The sequence below is a fragment of the Roseomonas alba genome (genome assembly GCF_019430885.1).
Classification (GTDB): Bacteria; Pseudomonadota; Alphaproteobacteria; order Acetobacterales; family Acetobacteraceae; genus Neoroseomonas; species Neoroseomonas alba.
The window spans coordinates 411,318-438,210 of sequence record NZ_JAHYBZ010000005.1; the positions used below are offsets into that span (position 1 = coordinate 411,318).

At 68.7% G+C, this 26,893-nt stretch carries 23 protein-coding genes; 10 read left to right on the forward strand and 13 right to left on the reverse strand.

From position 1 onward, the window contains the following. Window positions 1-56: 56 nt before the first annotated feature. Together metK and KPL78_RS16555 are read right to left on the reverse strand one after the other, a co-directional pair. Window positions 57-1,244, reverse strand: a complete 1,188-nt coding sequence (metK, locus tag KPL78_RS16550; protein ID WP_219764078.1) for a methionine adenosyltransferase — start codon at window positions 1,242-1,244, stop codon at window positions 57-59. A gap of 150 nt (window positions 1,245-1,394) precedes the next feature. Then, window positions 1,395-2,006 carry a DUF938 domain-containing protein gene (locus tag KPL78_RS16555; protein WP_219764079.1) on the reverse strand — a complete coding sequence of 204 codons (612 nt, stop codon included), beginning with the start codon at window positions 2,004-2,006 and terminating at the stop codon, window positions 1,395-1,397. A gap of 183 nt (window positions 2,007-2,189) precedes the next feature. Here KPL78_RS16555 and KPL78_RS16560 point away from each other — a divergent pair, with 183 nt between their 5' ends. Beyond that, the gene (locus KPL78_RS16560) at window positions 2,190-2,804 is read left to right on the forward strand and encodes a M35 family metalloendopeptidase (protein ID WP_219764080.1); all 615 of its coding nucleotides are present in this window, start codon (window positions 2,190-2,192) and stop codon (window positions 2,802-2,804) included. 84 nt (window positions 2,805-2,888) lie between these two features. Here the strand turns inward: KPL78_RS16560 and KPL78_RS16565 are convergent, their stop codons facing one another. Further along, complete coding sequence (locus tag KPL78_RS16565) at window positions 2,889-3,716, reverse strand: ABC transporter substrate-binding protein (protein ID WP_219764081.1); 828 nt, start codon at window positions 3,714-3,716, stop codon at window positions 2,889-2,891. Window positions 3,717-3,741: 25 nt separating this feature from the next. Beyond that, window positions 3,742-4,464 (reverse strand): ATP-binding cassette domain-containing protein, encoded by a 723-nt coding sequence (locus tag KPL78_RS16570; protein WP_219764082.1) that lies wholly within the window; start codon window positions 4,462-4,464, stop codon window positions 3,742-3,744. Between the two features lie 142 nt (window positions 4,465-4,606). On the opposite strand from KPL78_RS16570, the gene KPL78_RS16575 reads away from it, so the two are divergent. Together KPL78_RS16575 and KPL78_RS16580 are read left to right on the forward strand one after the other, a co-directional pair. After that, window positions 4,607-5,491 (forward strand): substrate-binding domain-containing protein, encoded by an 885-nt coding sequence (locus KPL78_RS16575; protein WP_219764083.1) that lies wholly within the window; start codon window positions 4,607-4,609, stop codon window positions 5,489-5,491. 56 nt (window positions 5,492-5,547) lie between these two features. Next, a complete protein-coding gene (locus tag KPL78_RS16580; protein ID WP_219764084.1) occupies window positions 5,548-6,645 on the forward strand; it encodes a mandelate racemase/muconate lactonizing enzyme family protein in 1,098 nt (365 codons plus the stop codon). 281 nt (window positions 6,646-6,926) lie between these two features. Here KPL78_RS16580 and KPL78_RS16585 read toward each other — a convergent pair whose 3' ends face one another. Beyond that, window positions 6,927-7,697, reverse strand: a complete 771-nt coding sequence (locus KPL78_RS16585; RefSeq protein WP_219764085.1) for an SDR family NAD(P)-dependent oxidoreductase — start codon at window positions 7,695-7,697, stop codon at window positions 6,927-6,929. Window positions 7,698-7,792: 95 nt separating this feature from the next. Here KPL78_RS16585 and KPL78_RS16590 point away from each other — a divergent pair, with 95 nt between their 5' ends. Genes KPL78_RS16590 through KPL78_RS16600 form a run of 3 tightly spaced genes read left to right on the forward strand, consistent with a single transcriptional unit; the run spans window position 7,793 to window position 10,490 of the window. Further along, entirely contained in the window at window positions 7,793-8,266 is a 474-nt protein-coding gene (locus KPL78_RS16590; RefSeq protein ID WP_219764086.1) for an ureidoglycolate lyase, read from the forward strand. A gap of 2 nt (window positions 8,267-8,268) precedes the next feature. Then, window positions 8,269-9,177, forward strand: a complete 909-nt coding sequence (locus tag KPL78_RS16595; protein ID WP_219764087.1) for an allantoinase PuuE — start codon at window positions 8,269-8,271, stop codon at window positions 9,175-9,177. 32 nt (window positions 9,178-9,209) lie between these two features. Continuing rightward, window positions 9,210-10,490: a hydantoinase/carbamoylase family amidase gene (locus KPL78_RS16600; protein ID WP_219764088.1), complete on the forward strand. Its 1,281-nt coding sequence runs from the start codon at window positions 9,210-9,212 to the stop codon at window positions 10,488-10,490. A 331-nt stretch (window positions 10,491-10,821) separates the two neighbouring features. Here KPL78_RS16600 and KPL78_RS16605 read toward each other — a convergent pair whose 3' ends face one another. The 8 genes from KPL78_RS16605 to KPL78_RS16635 form a co-directional block, all read right to left on the reverse strand. After that, window positions 10,822-11,703 carry a polysaccharide deacetylase family protein gene (locus tag KPL78_RS16605; RefSeq protein ID WP_219764089.1) on the reverse strand — a complete coding sequence of 294 codons (882 nt, stop codon included), beginning with the start codon at window positions 11,701-11,703 and terminating at the stop codon, window positions 10,822-10,824. Next, window positions 11,700-12,788 carry a cyanuric acid amidohydrolase gene (gene atzD, locus KPL78_RS16610; protein WP_219764090.1) on the reverse strand — a complete coding sequence of 363 codons (1,089 nt, stop codon included), beginning with the start codon at window positions 12,786-12,788 and terminating at the stop codon, window positions 11,700-11,702. The genes KPL78_RS16605 and atzD overlap by 4 nt, the downstream gene beginning before the upstream one ends. Further along, window positions 12,785-13,558 (reverse strand): ABC transporter ATP-binding protein, encoded by a 774-nt coding sequence (locus KPL78_RS16615; protein ID WP_219764091.1) that lies wholly within the window; start codon window positions 13,556-13,558, stop codon window positions 12,785-12,787. Before KPL78_RS16615 ends, atzD begins: the two co-directional genes overlap by 4 nt. Continuing rightward, complete coding sequence (locus KPL78_RS16620; protein WP_219764092.1) at window positions 13,551-14,399, reverse strand: ABC transporter permease; 849 nt, start codon at window positions 14,397-14,399, stop codon at window positions 13,551-13,553. Before KPL78_RS16620 ends, KPL78_RS16615 begins: the two co-directional genes overlap by 8 nt. A gap of 24 nt (window positions 14,400-14,423) precedes the next feature. After that, a complete protein-coding gene (locus KPL78_RS16625; protein WP_219764093.1) occupies window positions 14,424-15,377 on the reverse strand; it encodes an ABC transporter substrate-binding protein in 954 nt (317 codons plus the stop codon). A gap of 20 nt (window positions 15,378-15,397) precedes the next feature. Continuing rightward, the gene (locus KPL78_RS30270) at window positions 15,398-15,802 is read right to left on the reverse strand and encodes an allophanate hydrolase-related protein (protein WP_255569080.1); all 405 of its coding nucleotides are present in this window, start codon (window positions 15,800-15,802) and stop codon (window positions 15,398-15,400) included. Further along, window positions 15,799-17,151 (reverse strand): allophanate hydrolase, encoded by a 1,353-nt coding sequence (gene atzF / locus KPL78_RS16630; protein ID WP_255569081.1) that lies wholly within the window; start codon window positions 17,149-17,151, stop codon window positions 15,799-15,801. The genes KPL78_RS30270 and atzF overlap by 4 nt, the downstream gene beginning before the upstream one ends. Before the next feature lie 199 nt (window positions 17,152-17,350). Next, window positions 17,351-18,085 carry a GntR family transcriptional regulator gene (locus KPL78_RS16635; protein ID WP_219764094.1) on the reverse strand — a complete coding sequence of 245 codons (735 nt, stop codon included), beginning with the start codon at window positions 18,083-18,085 and terminating at the stop codon, window positions 17,351-17,353. A gap of 122 nt (window positions 18,086-18,207) precedes the next feature. Between KPL78_RS16635 and KPL78_RS16640 the strand changes: the two genes are divergently transcribed. The 4 genes from KPL78_RS16640 to KPL78_RS16655 all read left to right on the forward strand — a co-directional run bounded on the left by KPL78_RS16640 (window position 18,208) and on the right by KPL78_RS16655 (window position 26,890). Then, on the forward strand, window positions 18,208-18,555 hold the full coding sequence (locus tag KPL78_RS16640) for an ArsR/SmtB family transcription factor (protein WP_219764095.1): 348 nt from the start codon (window positions 18,208-18,210) through the stop codon (window positions 18,553-18,555). A 200-nt stretch (window positions 18,556-18,755) separates the two neighbouring features. Continuing rightward, window positions 18,756-23,204, forward strand: a complete 4,449-nt coding sequence (locus KPL78_RS16645; RefSeq protein ID WP_219764096.1) for a choice-of-anchor I family protein — start codon at window positions 18,756-18,758, stop codon at window positions 23,202-23,204. Between the two features lie 455 nt (window positions 23,205-23,659). Continuing rightward, window positions 23,660-25,225: a phosphoric/sulfuric ester hydrolase PehA gene (pehA, locus tag KPL78_RS16650; RefSeq protein WP_219764097.1), complete on the forward strand. Its 1,566-nt coding sequence runs from the start codon at window positions 23,660-23,662 to the stop codon at window positions 25,223-25,225. Window positions 25,226-25,267: 42 nt separating this feature from the next. Continuing rightward, entirely contained in the window at window positions 25,268-26,890 is a 1,623-nt protein-coding gene (locus tag KPL78_RS16655; protein WP_219764098.1) for an ABC transporter substrate-binding protein, read from the forward strand. Window positions 26,891-26,893 lie beyond the last annotated feature (3 nt).

The window sequence follows — 26,893 nt, forward strand, 5'->3', positions numbered from 1 at the left end:
TACGCTGTCTGTCCCGGCGAGGGCGCGGGGCGGGCGCAGTGGCCCGCCCCGTTCCGTCAGCGCCCGAAGGCGCGCTTCAGTTCCTCCGCCAGGTCGGTCTTCTCCCAGGTGAAGGTGCCCTTCTCCTCATCCGGCGTGCGGCCGAAATGGCCGTAGGCGGAGGTCGGGACATAGATCGGGCGGTTCATGTGCAGATGCTCGCGGATGCCGCGCGGCGAGAGGTTCACCAGGCCATCGACGACCTTGGCGAGCTTCACCTCGTCCACTTCCTTGCCCGTGCCGTGCAGGTCGAAATAGACCGACAGCGGCTTGGACACGCCGATGGCGTAGGACACTTGGATGGTGCAGCGATCGGCAAGGCCGGCAGCGACAACGTTCTTCGCGACATAGCGCGCGGCATAGGCGGCCGAGCGGTCGACCTTGGTCGGGTCCTTGCCCGAGAAGGCGCCACCACCATGCGGGGCCGCGCCGCCATAGGTGTCCACGATGATCTTGCGCCCCGTCAGGCCGCAATCGCCGTCCGGGCCGCCGATGACGAACTGGCCGGTCGGGTTCACGTAGAACTCGTTGTCCGGGCACATCCAGCCGGCGGGCAGCGAGCTCTCGACGATCGGGCGGAGCAAGTTCTTGATCTCGGCCTGTTCCATGCCCTCGACATGCTGCGTCGAGACGACGACCGAGGTGGCGCCGACCGGCTTGCCGTCCACGTAGCGCAGCGTGACCTGGGACTTGGCGTCGGGCAGCAGGCCCTCGACCGCGACGTCCTTGGCGCGGCGCATCTCGCTGATGCGGCGCAGGATCAGGTGCGCGTAGTAGAGCGGCGCGGGCATCAGCTCCGGCGTTTCGGTGCAGGCATAGCCGAACATGATGCCCTGGTCGCCGGCGCCTTCATCCTTGTTGCCGGCGGCGTCAACGCCCTGCGCGATATGGGCGGACTGGGCATGCAGGTGGCAGGCGATGTCGGCGGTCTGCCAATGGAAGCCGTCCTGCTCATAGCCGATGTCGTGGATGGCGAGCCGCGCCAGGTGCATCAGGTATTCCGGCGTCACCGTGCCCGGGCCGCGGACTTCGCCGGCGAGGACGACGCGGTTGGTCGTCACCAGCGTCTCGCAGGCCACGCGGGAATAGGGATCGGCGGTCAGGAAGGCGTCCAGCACGGTATCCGAAATGCGGTCCGCCACCTTGTCGGGATGGCCTTCGGACACGGATTCGGACGTGAACAGGTATTCGCCGGTATCGCGCATGGCTTGGTTCGGCCTCTTGTCGCGGGGGGTATCGCCGGCGGAAAGCCCCGGCGGGCTGAGCCCGGGGCATCCGGGGTCAACGGCGTATCGCAAGGGGGTGTGGCGGGGTCAAGGCAGGCGGATCACGCAGTGTGACCGAATCCCATGCCGTCACGGCCGCCGCCGGAAGACCAGTATGAGGTTGTTGGCCGGCATTTCCGTCACCGCCGGCGGGCCGAAACCCCACTCTGCCGCGAGCTCCGCCACGGCTTCGAGATCCCGCACGCCCCAGGCCGGGTTGCGCGCACGCAGGTCGTCGTCGAAGGCGGCATTGGACAAAGCGGTGTGGGCCCCTCCGCGCCGATAGGGGCCGTAGAGCAGCAGCGGCGCGTCCGGCGGCAGGATGGACGCGGTCCCGCGCAGCAGCCCTTCGGTGGCGGTCCAGGGTGAGATGTGGATCATGTTGATGCACAGCGCCGCGGAAGCCTGGGCAACCGGCCAATGCGCCGCCGCGGCGTCGAGCGCCAGGGCTGGACGGATGTTGCTGGCGCTGCTTTCGGCCACCCAGGCGTCGATGCTCGCGCGGGCGCTGGGGTCAGGGTCGCTCGGCTGGAACGTGAGGCCCGGCAGGGCGGCGGCGAAATGAATGACATGCTCGCCGGAGCCGCTGGCGATTTCGAGCACCAGGCCGGTCTCCGGCAAGGTGTCGCGCAGCACGGCGAGGATCGGATCGCGGTTGCGCAGGGCTGCGGGGGCGAAGCGGCGAGGGTCGGCGGCGGGCATGCCCCTCGCATCCCGCGTCACGGCGGCGCTGACAAGGGGTGTGCTGCTTCCGGTCGCGCGGCGTTGAAGGGGGTAAACCTAAGATGGTCCGCGCGCCGTTCGGTTCTGACCTGAACCGTTTCAGCGCCGAACCGCCTCATTCCCGCCATTCTCGGCCTGCCACCCGAACCAAGGCAGACAGAGATGCGCAAGACCCTCTCCATCGCCGCCGCCCTCGCCATGCTGATGCTGGCCCCGCTGCCGCTCGCGGCGCAGGGCGTGAAGGGCGCGGAGCGTCAGGCGCTCTCCCAGGCCGGCCAATGCACCGACGAGCATCGCGCCGCCATCCGCGGCGGCTTCGCCGATGCGCGTCGGATGGTGAATGCCTCCATCGCCTCGCTGACGCTGGAAGTCGAGGTGATCCGCCCGCACCTCGTCCGCTACTTCGGCAGCAACCCGGCCGGCGCGATCGCGAAGAACTTCCGGGCCATCGCGCAGGGCCTCGACCAGCGCGAACCCCGCCTGGTCTATGAGTGCAACCGCGCCGATGCCTGCCGCGGCCAGACCTTCGCCTATGTCCGCTGGGGCGGGAATGCGCGCGAGGTGATGGGCGTCTGCCCCGCCTTCTTCCGCGCCGCGCGCAGCGGCCAGGACAGCCGGGGCGGCATCATCCTGCATGAGATGAGCCATCTCGCCCTTGGCACCCGCGACCATGCCTACCAGCCCGCCCGTGTGCAGGCGCTGGCCAAGGACGATCCCGCTGCTGCGCAGATGAATGCCGACAGCTACGAATACTTCGCTGAGTTCCTGCCGCGCTGAATTGCCCCCCAGCCAGGCAGGTAAACCCCGCCGGGTGCCGTGCAATCCCGCACGGGCCCGGCGGGTCCTATTCCGGAGACCCCGTCAGGCGCCCGGTTCCGGCTGCGCCGCGTTCGGGAAGAAGAGCTGCTCCCCGTTGATCCTGTAGGACGCGATCGCCGCCTGGCCGGCCGGGGAGACGATCCAGTCGATGAAGCGCTGGCCGTCGGCCACCTTCACATGCGGGTGGCGCTGTGAGTTCACCAGCATGATGCCATATTGGTTGAACAGGCGATTGTCACCCTCGACGACGATCTTCAGGTCCTGACGGTTGCGGAAGTTCAGCCAGGTGCCGCGATCCGCCAGGATATAGGCGTTCTGCGCCGCGGCGGTGTTCAACGCCGGGCCCATCCCCTGGCCGACCTCGCGATACCATTGGCCGCGGCCGCTGGCTGGCTCGATGCCGGCCTGCTGCCACAGGCGCAGCTCGGCGGCGTGGGTGCCGCTGCGATCGCCGCGGCTGACGAAGGGCGCGTGCGCCTCGGCGATGCGGCGCAGCGCGGCGACGGAATCGGTGGTGCCGGCGATATGGGCAGGGTCACTGGCCGGACCGATGATGACGAAGTCGTTGTACATGACGTGATGACGCGGGCCGCCATGGCCTTCCTGCACGAAGCGCTGCTCGCCCGCGCGGTCATGCACGAAGAGGACATCGGCATCGCCACGTCGCCCCACATCCAGTGCCTGGCCGGTACCGAGTGCGACCACGCGTACCGTGATCCCCGTCTCGCGCGTGAAGATCGGCAGGATATGGCCGAACAGGCCCGACTGCTCGGTCGAGGTGGTGGAGGCGACGGTGATGTTGCGCTCCTGCGCCATGGCCGGCGCAGCGAAGGCGATGAAGCCGAGGGCGAGCAGCATTCTGCGGAACATGACGGGGATCTCCCGGGGAATGGGTTCAGTGCGGCAGAAGGTCGCCGCGCAGGAAGACGGCGGCCTGTTCCGTTTCAGGATGGGCGAAGAAACACTCGGCCGGGGCATGTTCCAGCACGCGTCCGGCGTGGAGAAAGACGACATCCCCCGCGAGGCGGCGCGCCTGGCCGAGGTCGTGCGTCGTCATGATGATCTTGGTGCCCGCGGCGGCGAGGCGTGCGACGATCTCCTCCACCGCCCGCGTCGCGCCCGGGTCGAGGCTGGCGCAGGGTTCGTCGAGGAACAGCACTTCGGGCCGCGTCGCGGCGGCGCGGGCCAAGGCGAGACGTTGCTGCTCCCCGCCCGACAGTTGCCGCGCCGGCCGGTCGGCGAGTGCCGAAAGGCCGACCAGTGCCAGCGCATTCTCGGCGCGGCGGCGGCGCTCCGCCGCCGACAGCCCGGCCAGGCGCAGCGGGTAGAGCACATTGGCCAGGGCCGATCGGCGCAGCAGAACCGGGCGCTGGAACACCATCGCCTGGCGCTGCGTGGCTTCCGCGGAGTCGCCCCACCGGATCCGGCCGTCGGTTGGCGCCAGCAGGCCATGCAGCAGCCGCAGCAGCACGGATTTCCCGGCACCGTTCGGACCGATGATCACGGTCGGCGGCCCGGCAGCGACGCTCAGCGTCACATCGGTCAGGATGCGCGTCGCCCCGGCTGAGAAATCGAGGCCATCCACCCTCAGCGGCAGAATGGTGACGGGCGCGCGCATCAGCACCACCCCTCGCGCCTGACGCTGTGTCCCGCCGTGACCATGCTGCTCCCGTCCTTACGGGATCACATGCGCATGGCAGCCGATGCCGTCAACGCAGGGAAGGCTTGACCGGAATGCAGCATTTGCCATCCATTGCCGGATGCTGCCGGATGTCCTGACCCTGAAGGAGGCCGCCGCCTGGCTGCGCTTGTCCGAGCGCGCCCTCTACGACCTCGCCCGTGGCCGACAGGTGCCGGCGGCTTTGCTTGGTGGCAAATGGGTGTTTCCGCGCGCGCTTCTGGAACGCTGGCTGATGGGCCGTGCCGATGGGCCCGAGGCTGCGCAGCGCGTCGCGCCGCCGCCGGTGCTCGCCGGCAGTCACGACCCGCTGCTGGATTGGGCGGTCCGGCAATCGGGCTGCGGGCTGGCTCTGCGGACGGGCGGCAGTCTCGAAGGGCTGGACATCCTCGCCGGTGGCCAGGCCGTCGCCGCCGCCGTGCACCTGCGTGACCCGGACAGCGGAGCGTGGAATGCGCCCGCGGCGCGGCAGGTGCTGGGGCAGGGCGGCCATGTCGGCATCATCTGGGCGTGGCGCGACCAGGGGCTGCTGGTGCCGCCGGGCAATCCGCTGGCCCTTGGATCGGTGGCGGATCTCGCGCGGCCGGGGCTGCGCGTCGTTGGGCGCCAGGCGCGCGCCGGCAGCCACGTGCTGTTGGTGCATCTGCTGACCGAGGCCGGGTTGCGGCTCGATGCCCTGACCTTCCTGTCCGAGCCCGCGCTCGCCGAGGACGAGGTCGCCGCCGCCGTCGCCGATGGCCGCGCCGAGGCCGGCTTCGGCATCCGTGCCGAGGCGGAAGCGCGCGGCCTCGGCTTCGTGCCGCTGGTGCGGGAACGCTTCGACCTGGTGATGGCGCGGCGCGACTATTTCGAACCGCCCCTGCAGACGCTGCTGGCCTTCGCACGCGGGCCGGGCTTCGCGGCCCGTGCCGTGCGCATGGGCGGCTACGAGATCACCGAGACCGGCCGCGTCGCCTTCAACGGCTGAGGGATTGCCCGTCCGTGCGACGGCGCGCAGGCTGCACGGCACGGAGGAACGCATTCATGACCGATCTCACCATTCGCGAGATTCGCACCACGCTGTTGCGCATGCCCTGGGCGGATGATCCCTGGCTGGCGGGTCATGCGCTCGGCCCGATGCGCGACCTGGTGGTGGTGGAGGTCGTGACGGAATCCGGCCTGACCGGCATGGGCTATCTGCATCTGCTGAGCTTGCCGCTGCAGCGGACCATCGGCGCCTGCATCGCGGAGGCGATGGCGCCACGCGTCATCGGCCGCGACGCGACTGCGGTCGAGGCGATCTGGCGCGACCTGTGGCGCACGACGCTGACGGGCGGACGCGGCGGCGTCGCGATGATGGCGCAATCCGCCATCGACATCGCGTTGTGGGACGTGGTGGGCAAGGCCGCCGGGCTGCCGCTGCATCGGCTTTGGGGGCACTACCGGTCCGAGATCCCGATCTATGGCAGTGGCTGCTTCCGCGGCTCCCTCGGCGACGGGATGATCGCCAAGGCGCGGCACTACGTCGCGCAGGGCTTCAAGGCCATCAAGATGCAGGTGGCCCATATCGGCGACCTGCATACCGACCTCGACAATGTCCGCCGCATGCGGGACGCGGTCGGGCCGGGCATCGACATCATGATTGACGTGAACATGGGCTGGTCCGCCGATGTCGCGATCACCATGGGCCGCAAGTTCGAGGAATTCGACATCTACTGGCTGGAGGAGCCGGTGACCGCCGATGACTATGCCGGCTATCTCCGCTGCGCGGAGGCGCTCGACATGCGTGTCGTGGGCGGCGAGACGCATTTCGGCCGTGCCGACCTCAAGCCCTTCTTCGAGAATCCGCGCCTGCCCATCCTGCAGCCCGACCCGATGCGCGGCGGCCTGACGGAATTGCGCAAGATCGCGACCGTCGCCGACACCTGGGGCATGACCATCGCGCCGCATCTGTTCCCGGAGCTGAACGTGCACCTGCTGGCGTCCATCCCGAACGGAATCTGGGCGGAACAGATGGGGCTGCTGGACGATGTCTTCGTGTCGCTGCCGAAGATCGCGAAAGGTGTCATCACGGCGCCGGAGACGCCAGGCCATGGGCTGGCCTTCAAGCCGGAGGTGCTGAAGGACTTCGTGCTGCGCTGAGCGCCGCGCTGTCCCCTGTCGCCTTGAACCGAGAGGGGCCTTGCCCGTCTCGAGCTCTCCCCGCCAAAGGCCGAAAGGCCTTTGGAAGCCTCGACTTCGCGATAGGCGCTGCGGTCAGAATGCGCGCCGAAACCCGCTTTTCGCACGGAACGCGCTGAGAGGGGGATGGAATGCCTCTGCTGCCCGGCGCCAAGTGTCGGTTTTCCAAATGACACTGTCATTTGGCGGGGTGGTTTGGAGGGGCAGAGCCCCTCCAATGCCAACCGTCGCCGCGGCGTGCATCAGAACGCCATCCAGCCGCCATCCACCATCAGATTGTGTCCCGTGACGAAGGACGCCTCGGCGCTGGCGAGGAACAGCGCTGCCTGCGCCACGTCCATCGGCCGGCCCAGCCGCGGCATCGGCGTGCGCATGATGGAATACTCCATCGCGTCGGTTCCCGGCCCCGCCGGGCGCCCGGTCAGGATACGGCCCGGCGCGACCGCGTTGCAGATGATGTAGTCCTTCGCGTAGTCCACCGCGATCTGCCGCGTCATGTAGGCGACCGCCGCCTTGCCCGTGCCGTAGGCCAACTTTCCGGGTGACGCGACCATGCCGTGCTGGGAGGAGATGTTGACAATGCGCCCGCGCGCCTCGTCGATCACCTCCTGCGTCAGGAATTGCTGCACGGCGCGCTTGCAGCCGAAGAAGGCGCCCTTGGCGTTCACCGCCATGACGCGATCCCAATCGGCTTCGGTCGTTTCGTGCAGCTTCCTGCCTTCGCCGCGGATCGCGGCGTTGTTCACCATCACGTCGAGCCGGCCGAACTCCGCCACCGTGCGCGTCACCAGCGCATCGACATCGTGCCAGACCGAGACGTCGCAGTGATGAAACCGCGCGGTGCCGCCCTGCTCCGCGATGATCTCCCGCGTCGGGACGCCGCCTTCGAGCACGGCCTCGCTGACATCGCCGATTGCGACGCGCGCGCCCTCGCGCGCGAAGAGCGTCGCGATGGCGCGTCCGATGCCGGAGGACCCGCCGGTTACGATCACCACCTTGTCCTTCAGCCGCATGCGCCACCCCTTTCGCCCGGATGCATCCTGCACACCCCTGGACGAAGCGCGAGACCCGGGCCGATCATCCCTGCGACCTGCACGGAGCCTTCCGCATGCGCCTCACCCTGGAACCCCTGACTGCCGAGGCGTTCGCGCCCTTCGGCGAGGTCCTCGCCGCCCCGGCCGAACCGGGGCGTGTCTATATCGAGTCCGCGCTTGCCAATCGTCGGGACCAGGCGAAGCCGTCCCTGTCCTTCACCGTCAAGGACCCGGCGGCGCTGCCGCTGGCCTCCAGCACGATGGAGCGGCATCCGCATTCCTCGCAGACTTTCGTGCCGATGGATGCGGGGCGCTGGCTGGTGCTGGTCGCGCCGCATGCCGCGGCAGGCGGGCCGGACATGACGCGCGCGCGGGCCTTCTTGGCGCACCCGGACCAGGGCGTGACCTATGGCGCCGATGTGTGGCACCACCCTTCGACCGTCTTCGATCGCAGGGCGCGCTTCGCCATTTTCATGTGGAAGACCGGCGCCGGCGACGACGATGAATTCGTCCAGGTCGCCCCCTTCACCGTCGTCGAGGAAGCCTGACCATGGCCTATACCGTGCAGCGTGATTTCATCGGCTACGGTGCCAACCCGCCCGACCCGCAATGGCCCGGCGGCGCCAAGGTCGCGGTGAATTTCGTGATGAACTACGAGGAAGGCTCCGAGCCCTCCTTCGAACTCGGCGACGGGCGCACCGAATTCGGCCTGACGGAATCCAATGCCGGCAGCCAGGTGAAGTCGGGGCGCGACCTCGCGGCCGAGGGCATGTTCGAATACGGATCGCGTGTCGGCGTCTGGCGTCTGATGCGCCTATTCCAGGAACGCGGCCTGCCCATAACGGTGTTTGGCTGCGCCCTGGCGCTCGAACGCAACCCGGAGGCCGCCGCCGCCATCCATGCCGCGGGCTACGACATCTGTTCCCATGGCTGGCGCTGGGTGAAGCATTTCGAACTGTCGGAGGCGGAAGAGCGCGAGCACATCGCCAAGGCCCATGCCAGCCTGACCAAGACCTTCGGCGAGGCACCCGCCGGCTGGTACTGCCGCTATGGTCCGTCAGAGAACACACGCCGTCTGGTCGTGGAGCATGGCGGCTTCCTCTACGACAGCGACTATTACGGCGAGGAACTGCCGATCTGGGTGCAGGTGGAGGGCAAGCAGCACCTCGTCGTCCCCTATTCCCTCGTGAACAATGACGGGAAGTATGCCGGTTGGATGGGCACCTCGGACCAGTGGTTCTCCTTCATCCGCGACGCCTTCGACATGCTGTATGACGAAGGCTGCAAGGGCCGGCCGAAGATGATGTCGGTCGGGCTGCATATGCGCCTGATCGGCCATCCGTCGCGCGCGATGGGCCTGCAGCGGCTGCTGGACCACATCATGGCCAAGCCCGATGTCTGGGTGACGCGCCGCCTGGACATCGCGCGCCATTGGATGGCCATGCATCCGGCACGGTGAAGTTTCGGCATGGCGGATGCTAGGCTTCCGCCATGACGCCCATCCCCGATCGCGCCCTGGCCGAGGCGCTCGCGCTCGCCACCGACCTCTTCGCGCGGCTTGCGACCGCCACGGCTGATCCCCCGGGCGTCACCCGTGCCTCCTATGGCGAGGGCGAGATGATCGCCCAGCGCATCCTGACCGAGGCCGCGCAGGGTCTCGGTCTGGATGTCACGACCGACGCCATCGGCACGCTGCGCATGGTCCTGCCCGGTCGTGACCGCTCCCTGCCGGCGGTGGTCATGGGCTCGCATCTCGACAGCGTGCCGCATGGCGGCAATTTCGATGGCGCGGCGGGCCCGATCATCGGTGTCGCCATCGCCGCCGCTCTGCGCGCCATGGGACATGTACCGCAGCGCGACCTGCTCATCCTCGGCATCCGGGCGGAGGAAATGTGCTGGTTCCCCGCCCATTACCTCGGCAGCCGCGCGCTGTTCGGCCTGCTGCCGAAGCAGGCACCCGACACGCTGCGCCGCGTCGATACCGGCCGCACCCTGGCGGAACACATGGCCGATCAGGGCCTCGATCCGACACCGATCCGCGAGGGTCGCGCGCTGCTCGATCCGGCGCACATCGCCTGCTTCATCGAGCCGCACATCGAACAGGGCCCGGTGCTGGTGGAGGAGGGCTTCCCTGTCGCCGTCGTCTCCGGCATCCGCGGCAGCCTGCGCTATCCGCAGGCGAAGGCGCTCGGCGCGCATGCGCATGCCGGTGCAGTGCCGCGCCGCCACCGGCGCGACGCGGCGATGGCGACGGTTCGGCTGATCGCCACGCTCGACGACCGCTGGGCGCGGCTGGAGAGCGCCGGTGCCGATCTGGTCTGCACCACCGGCATCCTCGCTACTGATCCCGCGCATCATACCTCGACCAAGATCCCGGGCGTGGTGCGCTTCAGCCTCGATATCCGCAGCCTGGACGCGGCGCTTCTTGCCGAACTCGACGGCTGGCTCACCGAGGAAGCGGCGCGCATCGGTGCCGCCCGCGGCGTGTCCTTCGATTTTGGTCCGCCGACCCACGCTGCGCCGGCCCTGATGGACCCAGGGCTACGAGCGCTGCTGATGCGCAGTGCAGCGGCGGCCGGCGTGCCGGCGCGGGAGATGGCGTCCGGCGCGGGGCATGATTGCGCGACCTTCGCGGGACTTGGCGTCCCGTCGGTCATGCTGTTCCTGCGCAACGAACACGGCAGCCACAACCCGGATGAGGCATTGGACATGGCGGATGTCGGGGCCGGACTGGCCGTGCTGGTGCCGGCGGTTCGGGAGAAGCTGGCGTAGGGCGAAAGCGCGGCCAGGGCGATGGGAGAGGGGCGCCGCCCCTCTCCCAACCTCACCCCGCCAAAGGCCCGAGGCCTTTGGAAGCCGTCACCCGGCGCCGCGCGCTGCGGGCAGAACGGTGCCGAAGCCCGCCTTTGCGCACGAAGGGCGCTTGGCGGGAAGATTCCACCTGTCGCGCCCGATACCAGGGGATCGCGGGCCAAGTGCTCCAGGCACCAGGGGCACCGAGTGACGCCGGTGGCGGAGTGGTTCGGAGCGGCGGGTCCCTCCAACTGCGGCACCGAAAGCATCGGATCGCCCTGAGGCTGCGGGACAGGGCGAATCTCCCTCGTTACGCCGGATCCCCGCTCGCCAGATACCAATCCGCGATCTCGTCTCCTTGAAGAAAGGCGATGCGCGGATCCGCCGCCAACTCGGCATACAGCGCCTCAAGCGCCTCGATCCGATGCGGCACCCCGGTGATGTAGGGATGGATCGCGATGCCCATCACCTTGCAGCCGGATGATGCCTCGGCCTCCTGCAACAGCCGCGCGGCGGCCAGACGTGCGCGCCGCGGCAATTCCTGCTCGTCGTGATACTGGATCATGACCACGGGAATGTCGTTCAGCTCGACCGAGTAGGGCATGGCGAGCATCTCCCCATGCGTTGTCGCGATACGGGCCGGCAGGTCGTCCAGCACGAAGTCGCCGGTCCAGCGCACGCCGTGCTCGGCCAGGATGTCGGCCGTTTCCAATGTCTCGGTCAGTCCCGGCCCGAGCCATCCGGTGCAGGCCTTGCCGGTGAAATCCGCGATGGCGCGCGTGGTCTGTTCGATCATAGCGCGCTGGTCGGCCAGGCGATGCGTCGGCACCTGGAACCACCCATGGCCCATGAATTCCCAGCCCGCGTCGCGTGCGGCGGTCGCAACGCGCGGATAGGCGTCGATCACGCTTCCATTGATCGACAGGGTGGGTCGGATGCCCAGCCGTTCGAACAACGCATGGAAGCGCCAGAAGCCGACGCGCATCCCATATTCGTGCCAGGCCCAGTTCGGCACATCCGGTTGCAGCGCGGCGCCGGTCGGTGCGACCAGCACCTGGCGCGGCATGGGGTTGTCGATCAGCCAGTTCTCGACATTCACCACCGGCCAGACGATCAGCTTCGCGCCCTTCGGGCCAATATGGCGCGGACGGTCGGCGGGCGCCATGTAGCGGACGCGGTCCACGGGCTTCATGGCTTGCGTGCGATCACGGCGACTGGCCCGCCGCCATCGGGGCCCTGGTGTTCGGCGCCGCCGGAGATGAAGAGGTCGGTGCGGCCTGTCGCCGCCGCGGCCACGCCGCCGACCAGGGCGCGCGCGTGGCGCGTCGCGTTGATGTCGCTGTCGTCGTTCATGATGTGCCGGTTGCCGCGGATGCGGCCGCTTGTCGAGGGTTCGGCCTTGGCCAGCAGCGCGACCAGCCGTGCTGCCTGGTCTGGCGCCAACTGTCCGCCGCCGGGATCAAGCCCTGCGCCGCGCAAGGCGTCATGGATCGCCGGCAGGTCGATGCCGTCCTGCATCACGGCATGCGCAATGGTGAGGTCGCCGGCCCAGGCGGGGCTGTTGCCAAAGACGACGATCTCGTTGCGCGTGAGCTCGACGCCGGCGGAGCAGGAGGCGCAGCCGGAAAAGAGCGACGTATCCGTGCCGATCGCGGCATCGGACACCGTGGCAGCCTCCCCCAGCGCGAGGGCCACGCCGAGCGCCGAGGCCCCGCGCGACAGGCCCATCGAGTGGTAGGTGTCATGCGTCGTGACGGTCGCTCCACGGGCTTCGGCTTCGGCGATGCGTTCGCTGGTCAGCAGCGGGCATTTCACCTGGACGTAGTGCACGTCATCGATCGCGGCCTCCGCCATGGCCGCGCGCACGGCGTCTGCCGTGGCGTTGACCTGCGCCATGCGGCCGATCTCCTCGGGCGCGAAGTCGCGGGTGAAGGCAATGCCGATGGCGAGCGCGCGCATCGGCGGTGCGGACGTCTCGCCGACCGACACCACGATGAAGTGCGGCGAGAGCCCACCTTCCGTGCCGCCGGACATGACCATCGCGACGCGCTCGGCGACCGCCTCGGGCGTCATGCCCATCCGTCCGGCCAGCAACACGGACAGCGCCTGCACGGCATAGGCCCGGGTGAAGTCGTTGACGCAGCCATTGCCCTCGGTCTTGCCGAGGATGGCGACGATGCCGGCCGGATCGAGACCGTCCTCGATCAGCGCGGCGACCCCGGAGACATCTCCCGGATGCCGCATCGGCACCCGGTGAATCGACGCAATCCGTGTCATGCGGCCTTGCGCGAATGGTGGCTGTGGAGGCGGTTGGACAGCTCGCGCCGGACCTCGTTGAACTCGGGCGAGGCCACGTCGCGCGGCCGTGGCAGCTCGATGCGGTATTCGCTGGCGATCCGCCCCGGCCCTGGCTCCATCACCACCACGCGGTCGGCGAGGAAAATCGCCTCCTCGATGGAATGGGTCACGAACAGCACGGTGAGCTGCGTGCGCTGCCAGATATCCAGCAGCTCGTCCTGCAACCGTTCGCGCGTCATCGCGTCCAGCGCGCCGAAGGGTTCGTCCATCAGCACCATGTCGGCATCGTTCGCCAGCACGCGCGCGATCGCCACGCGCTGCTTCATGCCGCCCGAAAGCTGGTGTGGCCAGGCATCGGCGAAGCGGTTCAGCCCGACCATGTTCACGAAGCGGTCGGCCGTCTCCTTCACCACCTTCTTCGGCAGGCCGCGCGATGCCGGGCCGAAGCCGATGTTCTGCCGCACCGTCAGCCAGGGGAACAGGCCGTAATCCTGGAAGACCATGCCTCGGTCGGGTGCCGGGCCGGTGACCGGCTTGTCCCACATCAGGGCCTCGCCGGAAGAGGGTACCTCGAACCCCGCGACGATGCGGAGCAGGGTGGATTTCCCGCAGCCCGAGGCCCCGATCAGGCAGACGAACTCGCCCTTCTTCACGGTCAGGTTGGCATCGCGCAGGGCCTCGATCTTGAGGCCGTTCAGCTCATAGGTCTTGCCGACGCCCTTGACGTCGAGGATCGGAAGCTCAGGCATGATGCGACGGGCTCCAGCGCAGCAGGCGGTTCATGATCATCACGACGATGCGGTCGGAGATGTAGCCGGCGATGCCGATCACGATCATGCCGCAGATGACGAGCTCGGTACGCGACAGGGTGCGCCCATCCATGATGACGGCGCCGAGCCCCTGGGGTACTCCGGTCATCTCGCCCACCACGATGACGAACCAGGCGAGGCCCAAGCCCAGCCGCAGCCCGGTGAAGATGGACGGTGTCGCCGCCGGCAGCACCACCTTGTAGAATTGCGCTGAGGCCGAGCAGCCTAGCATCGAGGCCGCCTCGAACAGCCGCTTCTCCACCCCGCGCACGCCGAAGACCGTGTTCAGCAGGATGGGGTAGAAGGCGCCCAGGAACACCAGGAAGAAGGCCGAGCGAGCGCCGAGGCCGAACAGAATCATCGACAACGGCAGCCAGGCGGTGACCGGCACGGGGCGCATCAGCTGCAGGAAGGGATCGAGCAGCGCGCGCACCGTGTCGTTGCGCCCGATCAGGATGCCGAGCGGGACCGCGACCAGGGTGGCGAGCGCGAAGCCTCCATAGACGCGACTCATCGAGGCCAGAAGGTGGATGTGCAGCGTCGCCGAGAAGGCATCGTCCCAGATGCCGCCCCAGGCAAAGTCGACCATGTATTCCGCGACCTCGGCGGGCGAGGGAATGAGTCGCGTCCACCCGAAGCGCACGGCCAGGTCCCAGAAGATCAGCAAGGCGATCGGGACGATCAGCGCCATCCCGAAGGCCTTGAGCCGCGCGCGCCATACGCCGCGTGGCTTGGGCGGGGCATCCGCGGCGGCGGAGCCGGCAACGGTCGTCGCACTCATCGTCCCATTCCCTTCCTGCCAGGATTAGGCTGATGCCACCTCATTCGAGAAGCGCGCATTCAGCATCTTCGCGAAATCGGGTAGCTGCCGGATCTGGCGCAGCGACAGCATGTGCTCGGCATAGGTGCGCGACTGCGACTGCACGGTGTCGTCCAGCTTCCAGATGTATTCGACATTGTCGGCGCCGAGCGCCTGCTCGACTGCCGCGCGTGGCGCGCCCAACACGCGGACGGTGGTCTCGGCCACCTCGCTCTTGTGGGCCATCATGTATTCGCTGGCCTTGCGATGCACGTCGAGCATGGTGCGCACCAGCGCCGGGTCCTGGTCGATCATCGCCTGGGAGGTGCTGAAGATCATGTTCAACCCGCCCATGGCGGTGTCGTAGGGGTATTCGACCAGCTCCCCGACGCCCGAGGAGATCGACAGGCCCGGCCCCGGCTCAGCGCCGACATAGGCGTCGATCTCGCCGCGGGCGAGCATGGCGTTCATCTCGCCGAAGGGCACGCGGATCGACTGGATGTCGCGCACGGTCATGCCGTTCATGCGCAGGCGCTCGAGGATGAAGACCTCCTGCGTCGAGCCCGGCCAGATGCCGACGCGCTTGCCGCGCAGTCCGGCGATGTTGGTGATGCCGGATCCCTTCTTGGCGATGACGCCCATGCCCTTGTTGCAGAAGCCGCCGACCACGACGATCGGCTCGCCGGCCGCGGCCCCCAGGATGCCGGCGGCGATGCCGTGGCCGCCGAAGCCGACGCTTCCGGTGACCACTGCGTTCTTGCAGTCGGTCGGGCTGTCGAAGGTGATGACCTCGATGGTCAGGCCGGCCGGCGCGAAGCGCTGGTAGAAATGCGGCGTCATCGAGTGGATCAGGCGCAGCGAGCCCATCTTCACGGTGCGCGCGGCCTGGGCGTGGGACAGGGACGGCGCGGCGAGCGGCGAGAGCGCCGCGGCCGCGATCAGGTGTCGACGACGGATCATGAAGGCCTCTCCTGTTCGTGTCAGACGGGGGTGGGGTCGGCGATGGCGGCGAGGTAGCAACGCCAGCCGCCATAGCGGGTGATGTCCTCGGCACCCATGAGCCCCTCGGGTTCCGCCAGGAATCCCTTGGGCGTGGTGCCGTCGTTCAGCAGCAATGTGCCGATGCACAGCGGCGCGGGCACCGCGGCGACGAAGCGGCCGAAGCCGGCTTCGGGCAGTGCCCATACCTCGGTGGCGATGGAGGCGCCGTCCCGCGCACCGACGCGCAGCAGCCCCGGCCGGCGCGGCGGCCCGCCGGCCAGCGCATAGAGCCGATAGCAGGGCTGCGTGCCAGCGGCGCGGCGGAACTCGCCGCCCTGCGCGACCAGCTCGTGGTTCAGCGGCAGGCCGGTGAGGTGCGCGCCGACAACGGCGATCTCGATCATGCCGCCTGCGCTCCTTCCGCTGCGGCCACCCGCGCCGCGAAGGCCGCGCCGAGGGCGGCGAGCGCCGCATCCGTCCCGCGCGGCCCGATCAGGGTGATGCCGGCAGGCAGACCGTCCGGGCGCCTTGGTCCCGGCACGGCGAGCGCTGCGAGATCGAGCAGGTTCACGAAATTCGTATAGGTGCCGAGCCGGGCATTCGGCCCGATCGGATCGGCATCGAGCTCCGCCAGAGTCGGGAAGTTCGGCGCCGAGGGCACGACCAGCACGTCGATGCGCGCAAAGAAGTTCTCCGCCGCGCGGCGATGCTCGGCCAGGCGGTACAGGCCGCGGAAGGCGTCCACCGCCGTGAACCGCGCCGCGCCATCCAGGATGCGCTGCGTCACCGGATGCAGCGCGCCGGGATGCGCCGCGGCGAAATCGCCGAAGGCGGCGGCGCGCTCGGCGATCCAGGGTCCGTCATAGAGAAGCTGCGCGGTGTCGAGCAGCGGTGTGATGACGGCTTCCTCGGCCCCCGGCAGCAGAACGCGGGCGGCTGCCCAGGCAGCGCGGCCCGGCGCGTCGTCCAGATGCAGGTCGCCTGGGGCCGGGATGGCGATGCGGCCGGGCGCCGTACCCGGCTCCGCCCAGTCGATCGGCCGGCTGAAAGGATCGGCGCGGTCCTCGCCGGCGATGACGCGGAACACCGCCCAGGCGTCGTCCACGCTCGTTGCGAAGACCGAGATGCAATCGAGGCTCCGACAGGCCGGCAGCATCCCGCGCGAGGACACCGCCCCCACCGAGGGCTTCAGCCCGACGATGCCGTTCAGCGCCGCCGGCACGCGCCCCGACCCCGCCGTATCGGTGCCGAGCGCCGCGACGACGACCCCATGCGCCACCGCCACCGCCGAGCCGGATGACGACCCGCCCGGCACCCGCGCCGGATCGGCCGTGTTGCGCGGCACCGGATAGGGCGTGCGCACCCCCACCAGCCCGGTGGCGAACTGGTCGAGATTGGTCTTCCCCAGGATCAGCGCGCCGGCTGCCCGCAGCCGGGCGACGGCGAAGGCGTCCTCCTCCGGCACATGGGTGAAGGCCGGGCAGGCGGCGGTCATCGGCCGCCCCGCCACGGCGATATTGTCCTTCACCGCGACCGGCATGCCCCAGAGAGGAAAGCGGACGGGATCGAAGGGCGGCAGCGTCGCGGCCTCCGCCTGCATCGCATCCGGCGGCGTCAGGTCGAGGAAGATGCCAGGATCGTCGATGGCGGCGAGGCGCCTATGCGCCTCCGCCACCACGGCAGCGGGGGTCAGCCCGCCAGCATAGGCGGCGAGCAGTGCATCGAGGCGGAACGGCAGGCTGGCGAGCTCCATGCGTCGAGGATCAGCAAGACGCGTGCCGCAGCGAAAGCCCCGCTTCGCCGCAAATTTGTATACAATGATGCATGCAAAGGAGGCGTGCCTTTCGGGCAGTTGCCCGATTCGAGGTCAGAAATACAGCAATGAGTCAGGGTTCTGCCTGCCCTCGCGGCATCTGTTGGCTGGGTGTCGGAAAGTCGCGGCGCGGGGCCGGTCAGCCCACCCGCAGCGGCGGCTGCTGCCCCGCCAGGACGCCCCAGCTCCCTTCGGTCTCCGCCAGGTGGCGGCGCACGGCGGCGGCCGCCGCCACCCCATCGCCGGCGAGAATCGCCGCGACGATCGCGCCATGTTCCCCATGGGACGCCGCCAGCCGGTCCTGCCCGCCGAGCTGCGCTGCCCGGAACGGCGCCAGGCGGCGCCGCGTCGCATCGGCCATCTCGGCCAGGTAGCTGTTCCCCGAGCCGGCGTAGAGCGCCTCATGGAAGGCGACATTCGCGTCCTTGTAGGCGTCGAGCCAGCCATCCTCGACCATCTTGCCCATGGTCGCGTGGCGGCTGGCGAGCCGCGCCTTGTCCGCCCGCGACATCGCCTGGGCGCACAGCGAGGCGCAGATCGCCTCGAGCTCCGCCATGGCCTGGAACATCTCGGCGAGGCGACCGGGTTCCGGCCGCGCGACCACGGCGCCACGCCGGGGGCGCTGCTCCACCAGCCCGGTCGCGGCCAGCAGGCGCAGCGCCTCCCGCACCGGGGTGCGGGAGACGCCATGGGCGGCGGCGAGCCGTTCCTCCTCCAGCGCCGTGCCCGGCGGCATGCGACCTTCGGTGATGGCCTCGGCCAATTCGGTGGCCAGGGCTTCGGCGCGGGTCGGACCGGGCCGACGGCGCGTCGGCTTGCCTGCCGGCGCGGGGCGCGCCGGGGTATCGGTACGGGATCGGGCGAGGAGCGTCATGCTCTGGACCTAGCACGGACCATGCCGTATCCCCTTGTCATATCCGACTTCGTCTCGACATGAACCAGTCCCGGTCGCCGCACCCCATCCGGCGACGAAGGTTGGCCCCCGCGGAGCGTTCCATGCCGGCAGTTGCCGACGCCCCTGTCACCAGCAGTCCCGTCCTCGCCGCCGCGGCGATGGAGGAGCACGCCGCTGACGCGGCGGCTATGCTGCGCCTGCTCGCCAGTGAGCGCCGCCTGGTCGTCCTATGCACCCTCATAGCTGAGGGCGAGGCTCCGGTCGGTCGCCTCGCCGAGCGCGCCGGCCTGTCCCAGCCGGCCATGTCCCAGCATCTCGCCAAGCTGCGGGAGGACGGGCTGGTCGCAACCCGGCGCGCCGGCACCACGATTCACTACCGGATCGCCGATCCGCGGGTGGCCCGCCTGATGGCGACCCTGCACGACATCTTCTGTGTGACGCCCGGCTGATCCGATCCCGCCGTCCGGGCGGCCAGCATTCGGCCATTCCTGTTGGAAAACCGACGGCAATCGATCGCGCGCCGTGTTGCACATCCGTGTCGCATGTTCGATCGGCAACAATTTCTTAACCTTTTCGACGCGGACCTGTGAGGGAGCCGATCCGGCAGGCGCCCTAATCGCCGGCGCACCAACCATTGCCGGAGATGTCCATGTCTGGGACACAGCTCAGCGCCGCCAGCGCGATCACGCTCGCCCATGTCGCGGGTAACGGCTCCGCCGCCCTTGACGCCGAGGTCGCGTCCTTCGACGTCGCCTCGGGGCTGGTGTTCATCGCCGGCCCCTCAGGCATCGACGCGGTGGATCCGGTGACGGGCACGATCCTCGGCAGCCTGTCGACGACCGCCTATGGCCACGTCAACAGCGTCGCGGCGAAGGACGGCGTCGTCGCCGTGGCGATCGAGGCGGTGCCGAAGACCGATCCCGGCATGGTCATGATCCTCGACGTGACGCGCGACGGGGATGACGTGACCCTGACGCCGCGCACATACGCCGGTGAGGACGTGCTGATCGTCGGCGCGCTGCCCGACCAGATCGGCTTCACCCCGGACGGCACGAAGATCCTCACCGCCAATGAGGGTGAGCCGAACTCCTATGGCCTCGCGGACAGCGTCGATCCGCTGGGCTCGGTCAGCATCATCGACGTCGCGACGGGCGCTGTGTCGACCGCCGACTTCACCGCCTTCAACGCCCAGACCGACGCGCTGAAGGCCGCCGGCCTGCGCGTCTTCGGCCCCGGCGCGACGCTGGCCCAGGACCTCGAGCCCGAATACATCGCGGTCGACCCGAACGACCCGACCAAGGCCTATGTGACGCTGCAGGAGGCGAACGCGATCGCCGTGCTCGACATCCCGAGCGCGACCTTCACCTCCATCATCCCGCTCGGCCTCAAGGATCTCAGCCTTCCGCAGAACGAGATCTCGGGCAATGACCAGGACAACGTCTACGCCCCGGTCAACGTCGACAATCTCTACGGCATGTACATGCCGGACGCGATCTCGGCGGTTGACATCGGCGGCACCACCTACCTGATCACCGCCAATGAGGGCGATGCCCGCGCCGACTGGCCGGGCTACAACGAGGAAGCGCGCATCTCCTCGCTGCCCCTCGATCCGATCGCCTTCCCCGACCTCGACGGCAACGGCAAGGCCGACATCGTCGATTCGATCGGCCGCCTGACCGTGTCCATCGCCACCGGCGACACGGATGGCGACGGCGACTACGACCAGCTCCATGTCTTCGGCGGGCGTTCCTTCAGCGTCTGGACCACCGACGGCCAGCAGGTCTTCGACAGCGGCAACATGCTGGACGAGATCATCGCGACCCAGTTCCCGGGCAGCTACGACGAGAACCGCGACGACAACAAGGGCGTCGAACCCGAAGGCATCAGCATCGGCCAGATCAACGGCGACACCTACGTCTTCGTCACCCTGGAGCGCGCCGACGGCGTCGCGGCCTTCCGCATGGATGGCGCCGACGACTTCACCTTCACCGGCTTCTTCACCACCCCCGGCGACGACGCGCCGGAAGTCGTCACGGTGATCCCGGCCGATGTCTCGCCGACCGGCGAGACCCTTCTCGTCGCGCCGAACGAGGACAGCGCCACCACCTCGATCTACACGCTGAACGCGACCTTCAAGCTGCAGCTCCTGCACTTCTCGGACGCCGAGGCCGGACTGCTCGCCTCCACCACCGCGCCGAACCTCGCCGCCCTGGTCGATGCCTTCGAGGATGACTTCGCCAACACCCTGATCCTGTCGGGTGGCGACAACTACATCCCCGGGCCCTTCATCGCCGCCGGCACCGATCCTTCGGTCGCCGCGACGCATACCCGCGGCGACAACCCCGCCGCTGCCGACATCGAGATCCTGAACCGCATCGGCGTCGAGGCCTCGGCCGTCGGCAACCATGAGTTCGACCTCGGCACCCGCACCTTCAACGATGCGGTGCTGGATGCGAACTTCCCCTACATCACCGCGAATCTCGACTTCTCCGGCGATGCGGACATTCGCGGCCGCTACCTTGAGACGGTCGGGGTGAACGGGCTTGAGGAGGCCTCGACCCTCGCCGGCCGTATCGTGCCGTCCGCCGTCATCACCGAGGGCAACGAGAAGATCGGCATCGTCGGCCTGACGACGCAGATCCTCGAGACCATTTCCTCGACCGGCGGCGTCGAGGTGAAGGGCTTCCCGGGCGACGGCAGCGAGGTGAACGACGCCGCGCAGCTCGCCGCGGTGCTCCAGCCGGTGATCGACGACCTGGTCGCGCAGGGCGTGAACAAGATCATCCTCACCTCCCACCTTCAGCAGATCGAGATCGAGCAGGCGCTCGCCCCGCTGCTGACGGGCGTGGACATCATCCTCGCCGCCGGTTCGCACACGCGCATGGGCGATGCGGATGACCAGGCGGCCGCCTTCCCGGGGCATTCCGCCGAGTACATGGCCGGCTACCCGATCGTCACCGCCGGCGCCGACGGCGCGACGACCCTGATCGTCAGCACCGACAACGAGTACACCTATCTCGGCCGCCTGGTCGTCGAGTTCGACGCGCATGGCGAGATCATCTCCGACAGCCTCGATTCCACGCTCAACGGCGGCTACGCCACGACCGACGAGAACGTCGCCGCAGCCTGGGGCGTGGATGTCGAGGACCTCGACACCACCGCCTTCGCCGAAGGCACCAAGGGTGCCGAGGTGAAGGAGATCACCGACGCCGTGCAGTCGGTCATCGCCGCCAAGGATGGCGAGATCTGGGGCTACACCAATGTCTACCTCGAAGGTGAGCGCGCCCAGGTCCGCAATCAGGAATCCAATCTCGGCGACCTCACCTCGGATGCGAACATCGCCGCGGCGCGCGACGCGCTCGCGACGGAGGGCCTGATCGTCTCGCTGAAGAATGGCGGTGGCATCCGCACGGCGATCGGCACCGTGGTGCCGGCGACCGGCGAGAAGGAGCCGCCGGCCGCCAACCCGGATGCCGGCAAGCCGGAAGGCGCGATCTCGACCCTCGACATCGAGAATTCGCTCCGCTTCAACAACTCGCTGATGGTGTTCGACACCACGGCGGCGGGGCTCAAGGCGATTCTCGAGCATGGCGTCGCCACGCTCGGCAATCAGGGCCGCTACCCGCAGATCGGCGGCTTCGCGATCTCCTATGACCCGGATGCTCCGGCCGGGTCGCGCGTGATCAGCATCGCGGCCATCGATGAGGCCGGCAACGTCATCGCCCGCCTGATCGAGGACGGGCAGGTGAGCGCCGATGCCCCGGCGAGCTTCACCATGGTCACGCTCGGCTACCTCGCCAATGGCGGCGACGGCTATCCGATGAAGGCGAATGGCGAGAATTTCCGCTACCTCCTCGCCGACGGCACCGTCTCCGCCGCGGTGGACGAAGCGCTGGACTTCACCACCACGGACACCATGGCGACGGTCGGCGTGACCGCCGCCGACATGCTCGGCGAGCAGCAGGCCTTCAAGGAATACCTGCAGGAGAACTACGGCACGCCGGAGACCGCCTATGACGTCGCTGACACCGCCTCGTCCGGCGACACCCGCATCCAGGACCTCAATGTCCGTGCCGACGCGGTGCTGGACGGCGACATGCTGCATGGCCGCTTCACCGCGGACCTGCTGGAAGGTGCCGCGGGCGACGACCTGATCGAGGGCCGCGCCGGCAACGACACCATTCTGGGCGGCCTCGGCGATGACACCCTGGCGGGCCATGCCGACCATGACAGCATCGACGGCGGCAGCGGCCACGACAGCATGACCGGTGACGGCGGCAACGACACGCTGCTCGGCGCCGCCGGGCACGACACGATGCTGGGTGGCAACGGCTATGACTGGCTGGATGGCGGCGAGGGCAATGACAGCCTCGGCGGCGGCAATGGCCTCGATACGCTGCTCGGCGGCACCGGCAACGACGTGCTGCGCGGCGGTGCGCTGTCCGACAGCCTGGTCGGCGGCGAGGGCGACGACACCCTCGACGGCGGTGTGTCGAACGACACGCTGGCCGGGGGCACGGGCGCCGACTCGTTGGATGGCGGCCTCGGCCACGACCAGCTGTTCGGCGATGTCGGCAACGACACGCTGGGCGGTGGCATCGGCCATGACACGCTCGACGGTGGCGCGGATGACGACTTCCTGACCGGCGGCAGCGGCATGGACAGTCTGATGGGTGGTGCCGGCAACGACACCCTCGACGGCGGCAACGGCCATGACACGCTGATCGGTGGCGAGGGCAACGACCAGCTCTTCGGCGGCCTGAACCGCGACCTGCTGGAAGGCGGGGCCGGCAACGACACGCTGGATGGCGGCCAGCAGGCCGATACGCTGATCGGCGGCGAGGGCGACGACGTGCTGACCGGCGGCGTCAGCAACGATCTGTTCATCTTCGGCGCCAACGCCGGTTCCGACATCATCACCGACCTGACCCGCTTCGACACGATCCTGATCGAGGATGGACTGACGATCGCCGACCAATCCCTGGCGGACATCGGCGGCGGCGCGGCACAGGACCTGGTGCTGACGCTGAGCGACGGTGGGATGATCACCCTGCTCGACATGCAGGTGATCCCGACCGGGGTCCTGACCTTCGCCTGACGGGCGCGAAGGCGGGGGCGGGTCGAAACCCCTCCGCCTCGCAGCATGCTCCGACCGGCGCGGCGGCAACGCCGCGCCTTTCTCATGCCTGTGCACTCCCGGCTCCTCGCAACGGCAGGAGGGGAGTGCCATGCGGCCGGGAGCCATCCCGCCCCATCGCGACGTCGGACCGGCCCATCGCAGCGGCGTTGGGCGGTCGGCAGGTTCGGCCCGCGACGATCCAGGCGTGATCGGGGACGCCTCCGGCCACGCCGCTTCAGTGTCGGGGCGCGCGGTGACGATGGCGGCAGGCACGCTCTTTCGGCGGACATCCCGACAAGTCGGCTAGACATCCTCTTGGCCGGCCGATGCGTGGTCCTGTTGCGCCGCCGACGGTTCACGGAACGGCAACAGGACTGCCACGCACGCGTCGCCCGCTTGCTCTAGGGGAGCCCCCGACTTCGTAGGGGCTTCGCATGACAAGGCGTCGGAACGTTCTGTTGATCGTGGTCGATCAGTGGCGGGCGGATTTCATCCCGGCTCTTGGCGCCGGATTCCTGAAGACGCCCAATCTTGACCGGCTTTGCCGTGAGGGCGTGACCTTCCGCAACCACGTCACGACCGCAGTACCCTGCGGGCCGGCACGCGCCTCGCTGCTGACGGGGCTGTATCTGATGAACCATCGCGCGGTGCAGAACACGGTGCCGCTCGATGCGCGGCACATGAATCTCGGCAAGGCGCTGCGGCTGATCGGCTACGATCCGGCGCTGATCGGATACACCACCTCGACGCCTGATCCGCGCACCACCGGTCCGCGCGATCCGCGCTTCACCACGCTCGGCGACCTGATGGACGGCTTCCGCAGCGTCGGTGCCTTCGAACCCTCGATGGATGGTTATTTCGGCTGGCTGGCGCAAAGGGGCTACGACCTGCCCGCGCGCCGCACCGATATCTGGCTGCCCGAGGGCGCGGATGCCGAACCCGGCGCGACTGATCGCCCCTGCCGCATTCCGGCGGAACTGTCCGACAGCGCCTACTTCACCGAGCGCGCGCTGACCTATCTGAAGGGCAAGGGCGACAAGCCTTGGTTCCTGCATCTCGGCTATTGGCGGCCGCATCCGCCCTTCGTCGCCTGCGCCCCCTACCACCAGATGTACAAGCCGGAGGAGATGCCCGCCCCGGTGCGCGCCGCCGATCCGGCCAGCGAGGGCGCCCAGCATCCGATGCTCGGCCACTATCTCGATTCCATCCGCCAGGCGTCGTTCTTCGAGCGCGCGGAAGGTCAGGGCGCGGCGCTGGACGCCGCGCAGATCGCGCAGATGCGCGCGACCTATGCCGGCATGATGAGCGAGATCGACGACTGCCTCGGCCAGGTCTTCGCCTATCTCGATCAGACGAAGCAATGGGAAGACACCCTCGTCATCTTCACCTCCGACCATGGCGAGCAGCTCGGTGACCATCACCTGCTCGGCAAGCTCGGCTATTTCGATGAGAGCTTCCGCATTCCGCTGGTGGTGAAGGATCCCGATGCGCCGCAGGAAGGCGGCCGCATCGAATCCGCCTTCACCGAGAGCGTGGACGTCATGCCGACGATCCTCGACTGGCTCGGCGGCGAGATCCCGCGCGCCTGCGACGGCCGCTCCGTCCTGCCTGTACTGCATGGCGCGATGCCGGCCGACTGGCGGCGCCACCTGACCTACGAGTTCGATTTCCGCGACGTCTACTACAGCCAGCCGGAAGGCGCGCTCGGCCTCGGCATGGAGGAGGCGTCGCTGATGGTCGTGCAGGACGAGCGGCGCAAATACGTCCATTTCGCCGCGCTGCCGCCGCTGTTCTTCGACCTTGAGAAGGATCCGGACCAGTTCGTCAACCTGGCCGAGGACCCGGCCTATGCCGCCGAGGTGCGCGACTACGCCCAGAAGGCGCTGTCGCACCGGCTGCGGCATGCCGAACGCACGCTCACCCATTTCCGCGCCACGCCACACGGACTCGAGGACCGCACCGCCACCGCGGTGTCCGCCCTCAGGCGCGCCGCCGAATAGAGGCCCCAAGCCACCATGGATCATTCGGGAAAGGGACATCGCATGACGAGGATCAACCGCCGGGCGCTGCTGGCTGCACCGGCCCTGGCCGTCCTGCCGCGTGTCGCGCTGGCCCAGGCCGACCAGCGGCCTTCCATCACCATCGCGGTGCAGAAGGTCAGCAACAGCAACACGCTGGAGCCGCTGCGCGAGCAGTCCAATGTCGGCGAGCGCGTCTTCCTCACTTCCATGTGGGAGGGCCTGCTCGGCCGCGACTATTCCAGCCAGCTCGAAACCATCCCGATGCTGGCGGTGGAGAACCGACGCATCAGCGACAGCGTCGTGGAATTCAAGCTCCGCCCGGGCGTGAAGTTCCACAACGGCGACGAGTTGACCGCAGAGGATGTCGCATTCTCCTTCGGGAATGACCGCATGTTCGGCCCGAACGGTCCCAACAGCGGCAGCACCATCCGGGTCGGCGAGACCAATCCGACCAATAGCGGCAAGGAGCTGCCGGTCGAGGTGCCTGCGGTCGCGAACCGCTCCTTCCCCGGCTTCGAGAAGATCGAGATCATCGACCGCCACACCCTGCGCTGGATCAACCGGACGCCGGACGTGACGCTGGAAGGCCGCCTCGCGCGCATCGGCAGCGAGATCGGCAGCCGTCGCGGCTTCGCCGAGGCGGCGAGCTGGCTCGACTGGTCGCGCAAGCCGGTGACCACCGGCCCGTACAAGGTCGCCGAATTCCGCCCCGACCAGTCGCTGACCCTGGTCGCGCATGACGAATACTGGGGCGGCCGCCCGCCGATCCGCCAGATCCGCTTCGTCGAGGTGCCGGAAGTCTCCTCGCGCGTGAACGGCCTGCTGTCCGGCGAATACCACTTCGCCTGCGACATTCCGCCTGACCAGATCACCGGCATCGAGCGCAACGCGGCCTTCGAGGTCGTCGGCGGCACCATCCCGAACCACCGCATCACGGTGTTCGACAAGAATCACGCGCAGCTCCGCAACCCGCTGGTGCGCCGCGCCTTCACCCATGCGATCGACCGGCAGGCGATCGTCGACAGCCTGTGGGCCGGCCGCACCGAGATTCCGAAGGGCCTGCAATGGTCCTTCTACGGCGACATGTTCATCGCCGACTGGTCCGTGCCGAACTTCGACCCCGCCGAGGCGCGCCGCCTGCTACGCGAGGCGAACTACCGCGGGGAACCGATCCCCTATCGCCTGCTGAACAACTACTACACCAATCAGGTCGGCACGGCGCAGATCCTGGTCGAGATGTGGCGCCAGGTTGGCCTCAACGTGCAGATCGAGATGAAGGAGAACTGGTCGCAGATCCTCGAGCGGTCGCCGACGCGCGCCGTCCGCGACTGGTCGAACTCCGGCCTGTTCAGCGACCCGGTCTCCTCGCTGGTCAATCAGCACGGCCCGAACGGCCAGCAGCAGCAGGTCGGCGAATACGCGAATGAAGAGTTCAACCGCCTGTCGAGCGAGCTGGAGACCAGCACCGACCGCGCCCGCCGCCGCGTCGTCTTCCAGCGCATGCTGGTGATCGCCGAGCGCGAGGACCCGGCCTACACCGTGCTGCACCAGAACGCGACCTTCACGGCCAAGCGCAAGGACATCCGCTGGAAGGCCGCGCCCGCCTTCGCGATGGATTTCCGCGCGCAGAACTGGGGCGCCTGAGAT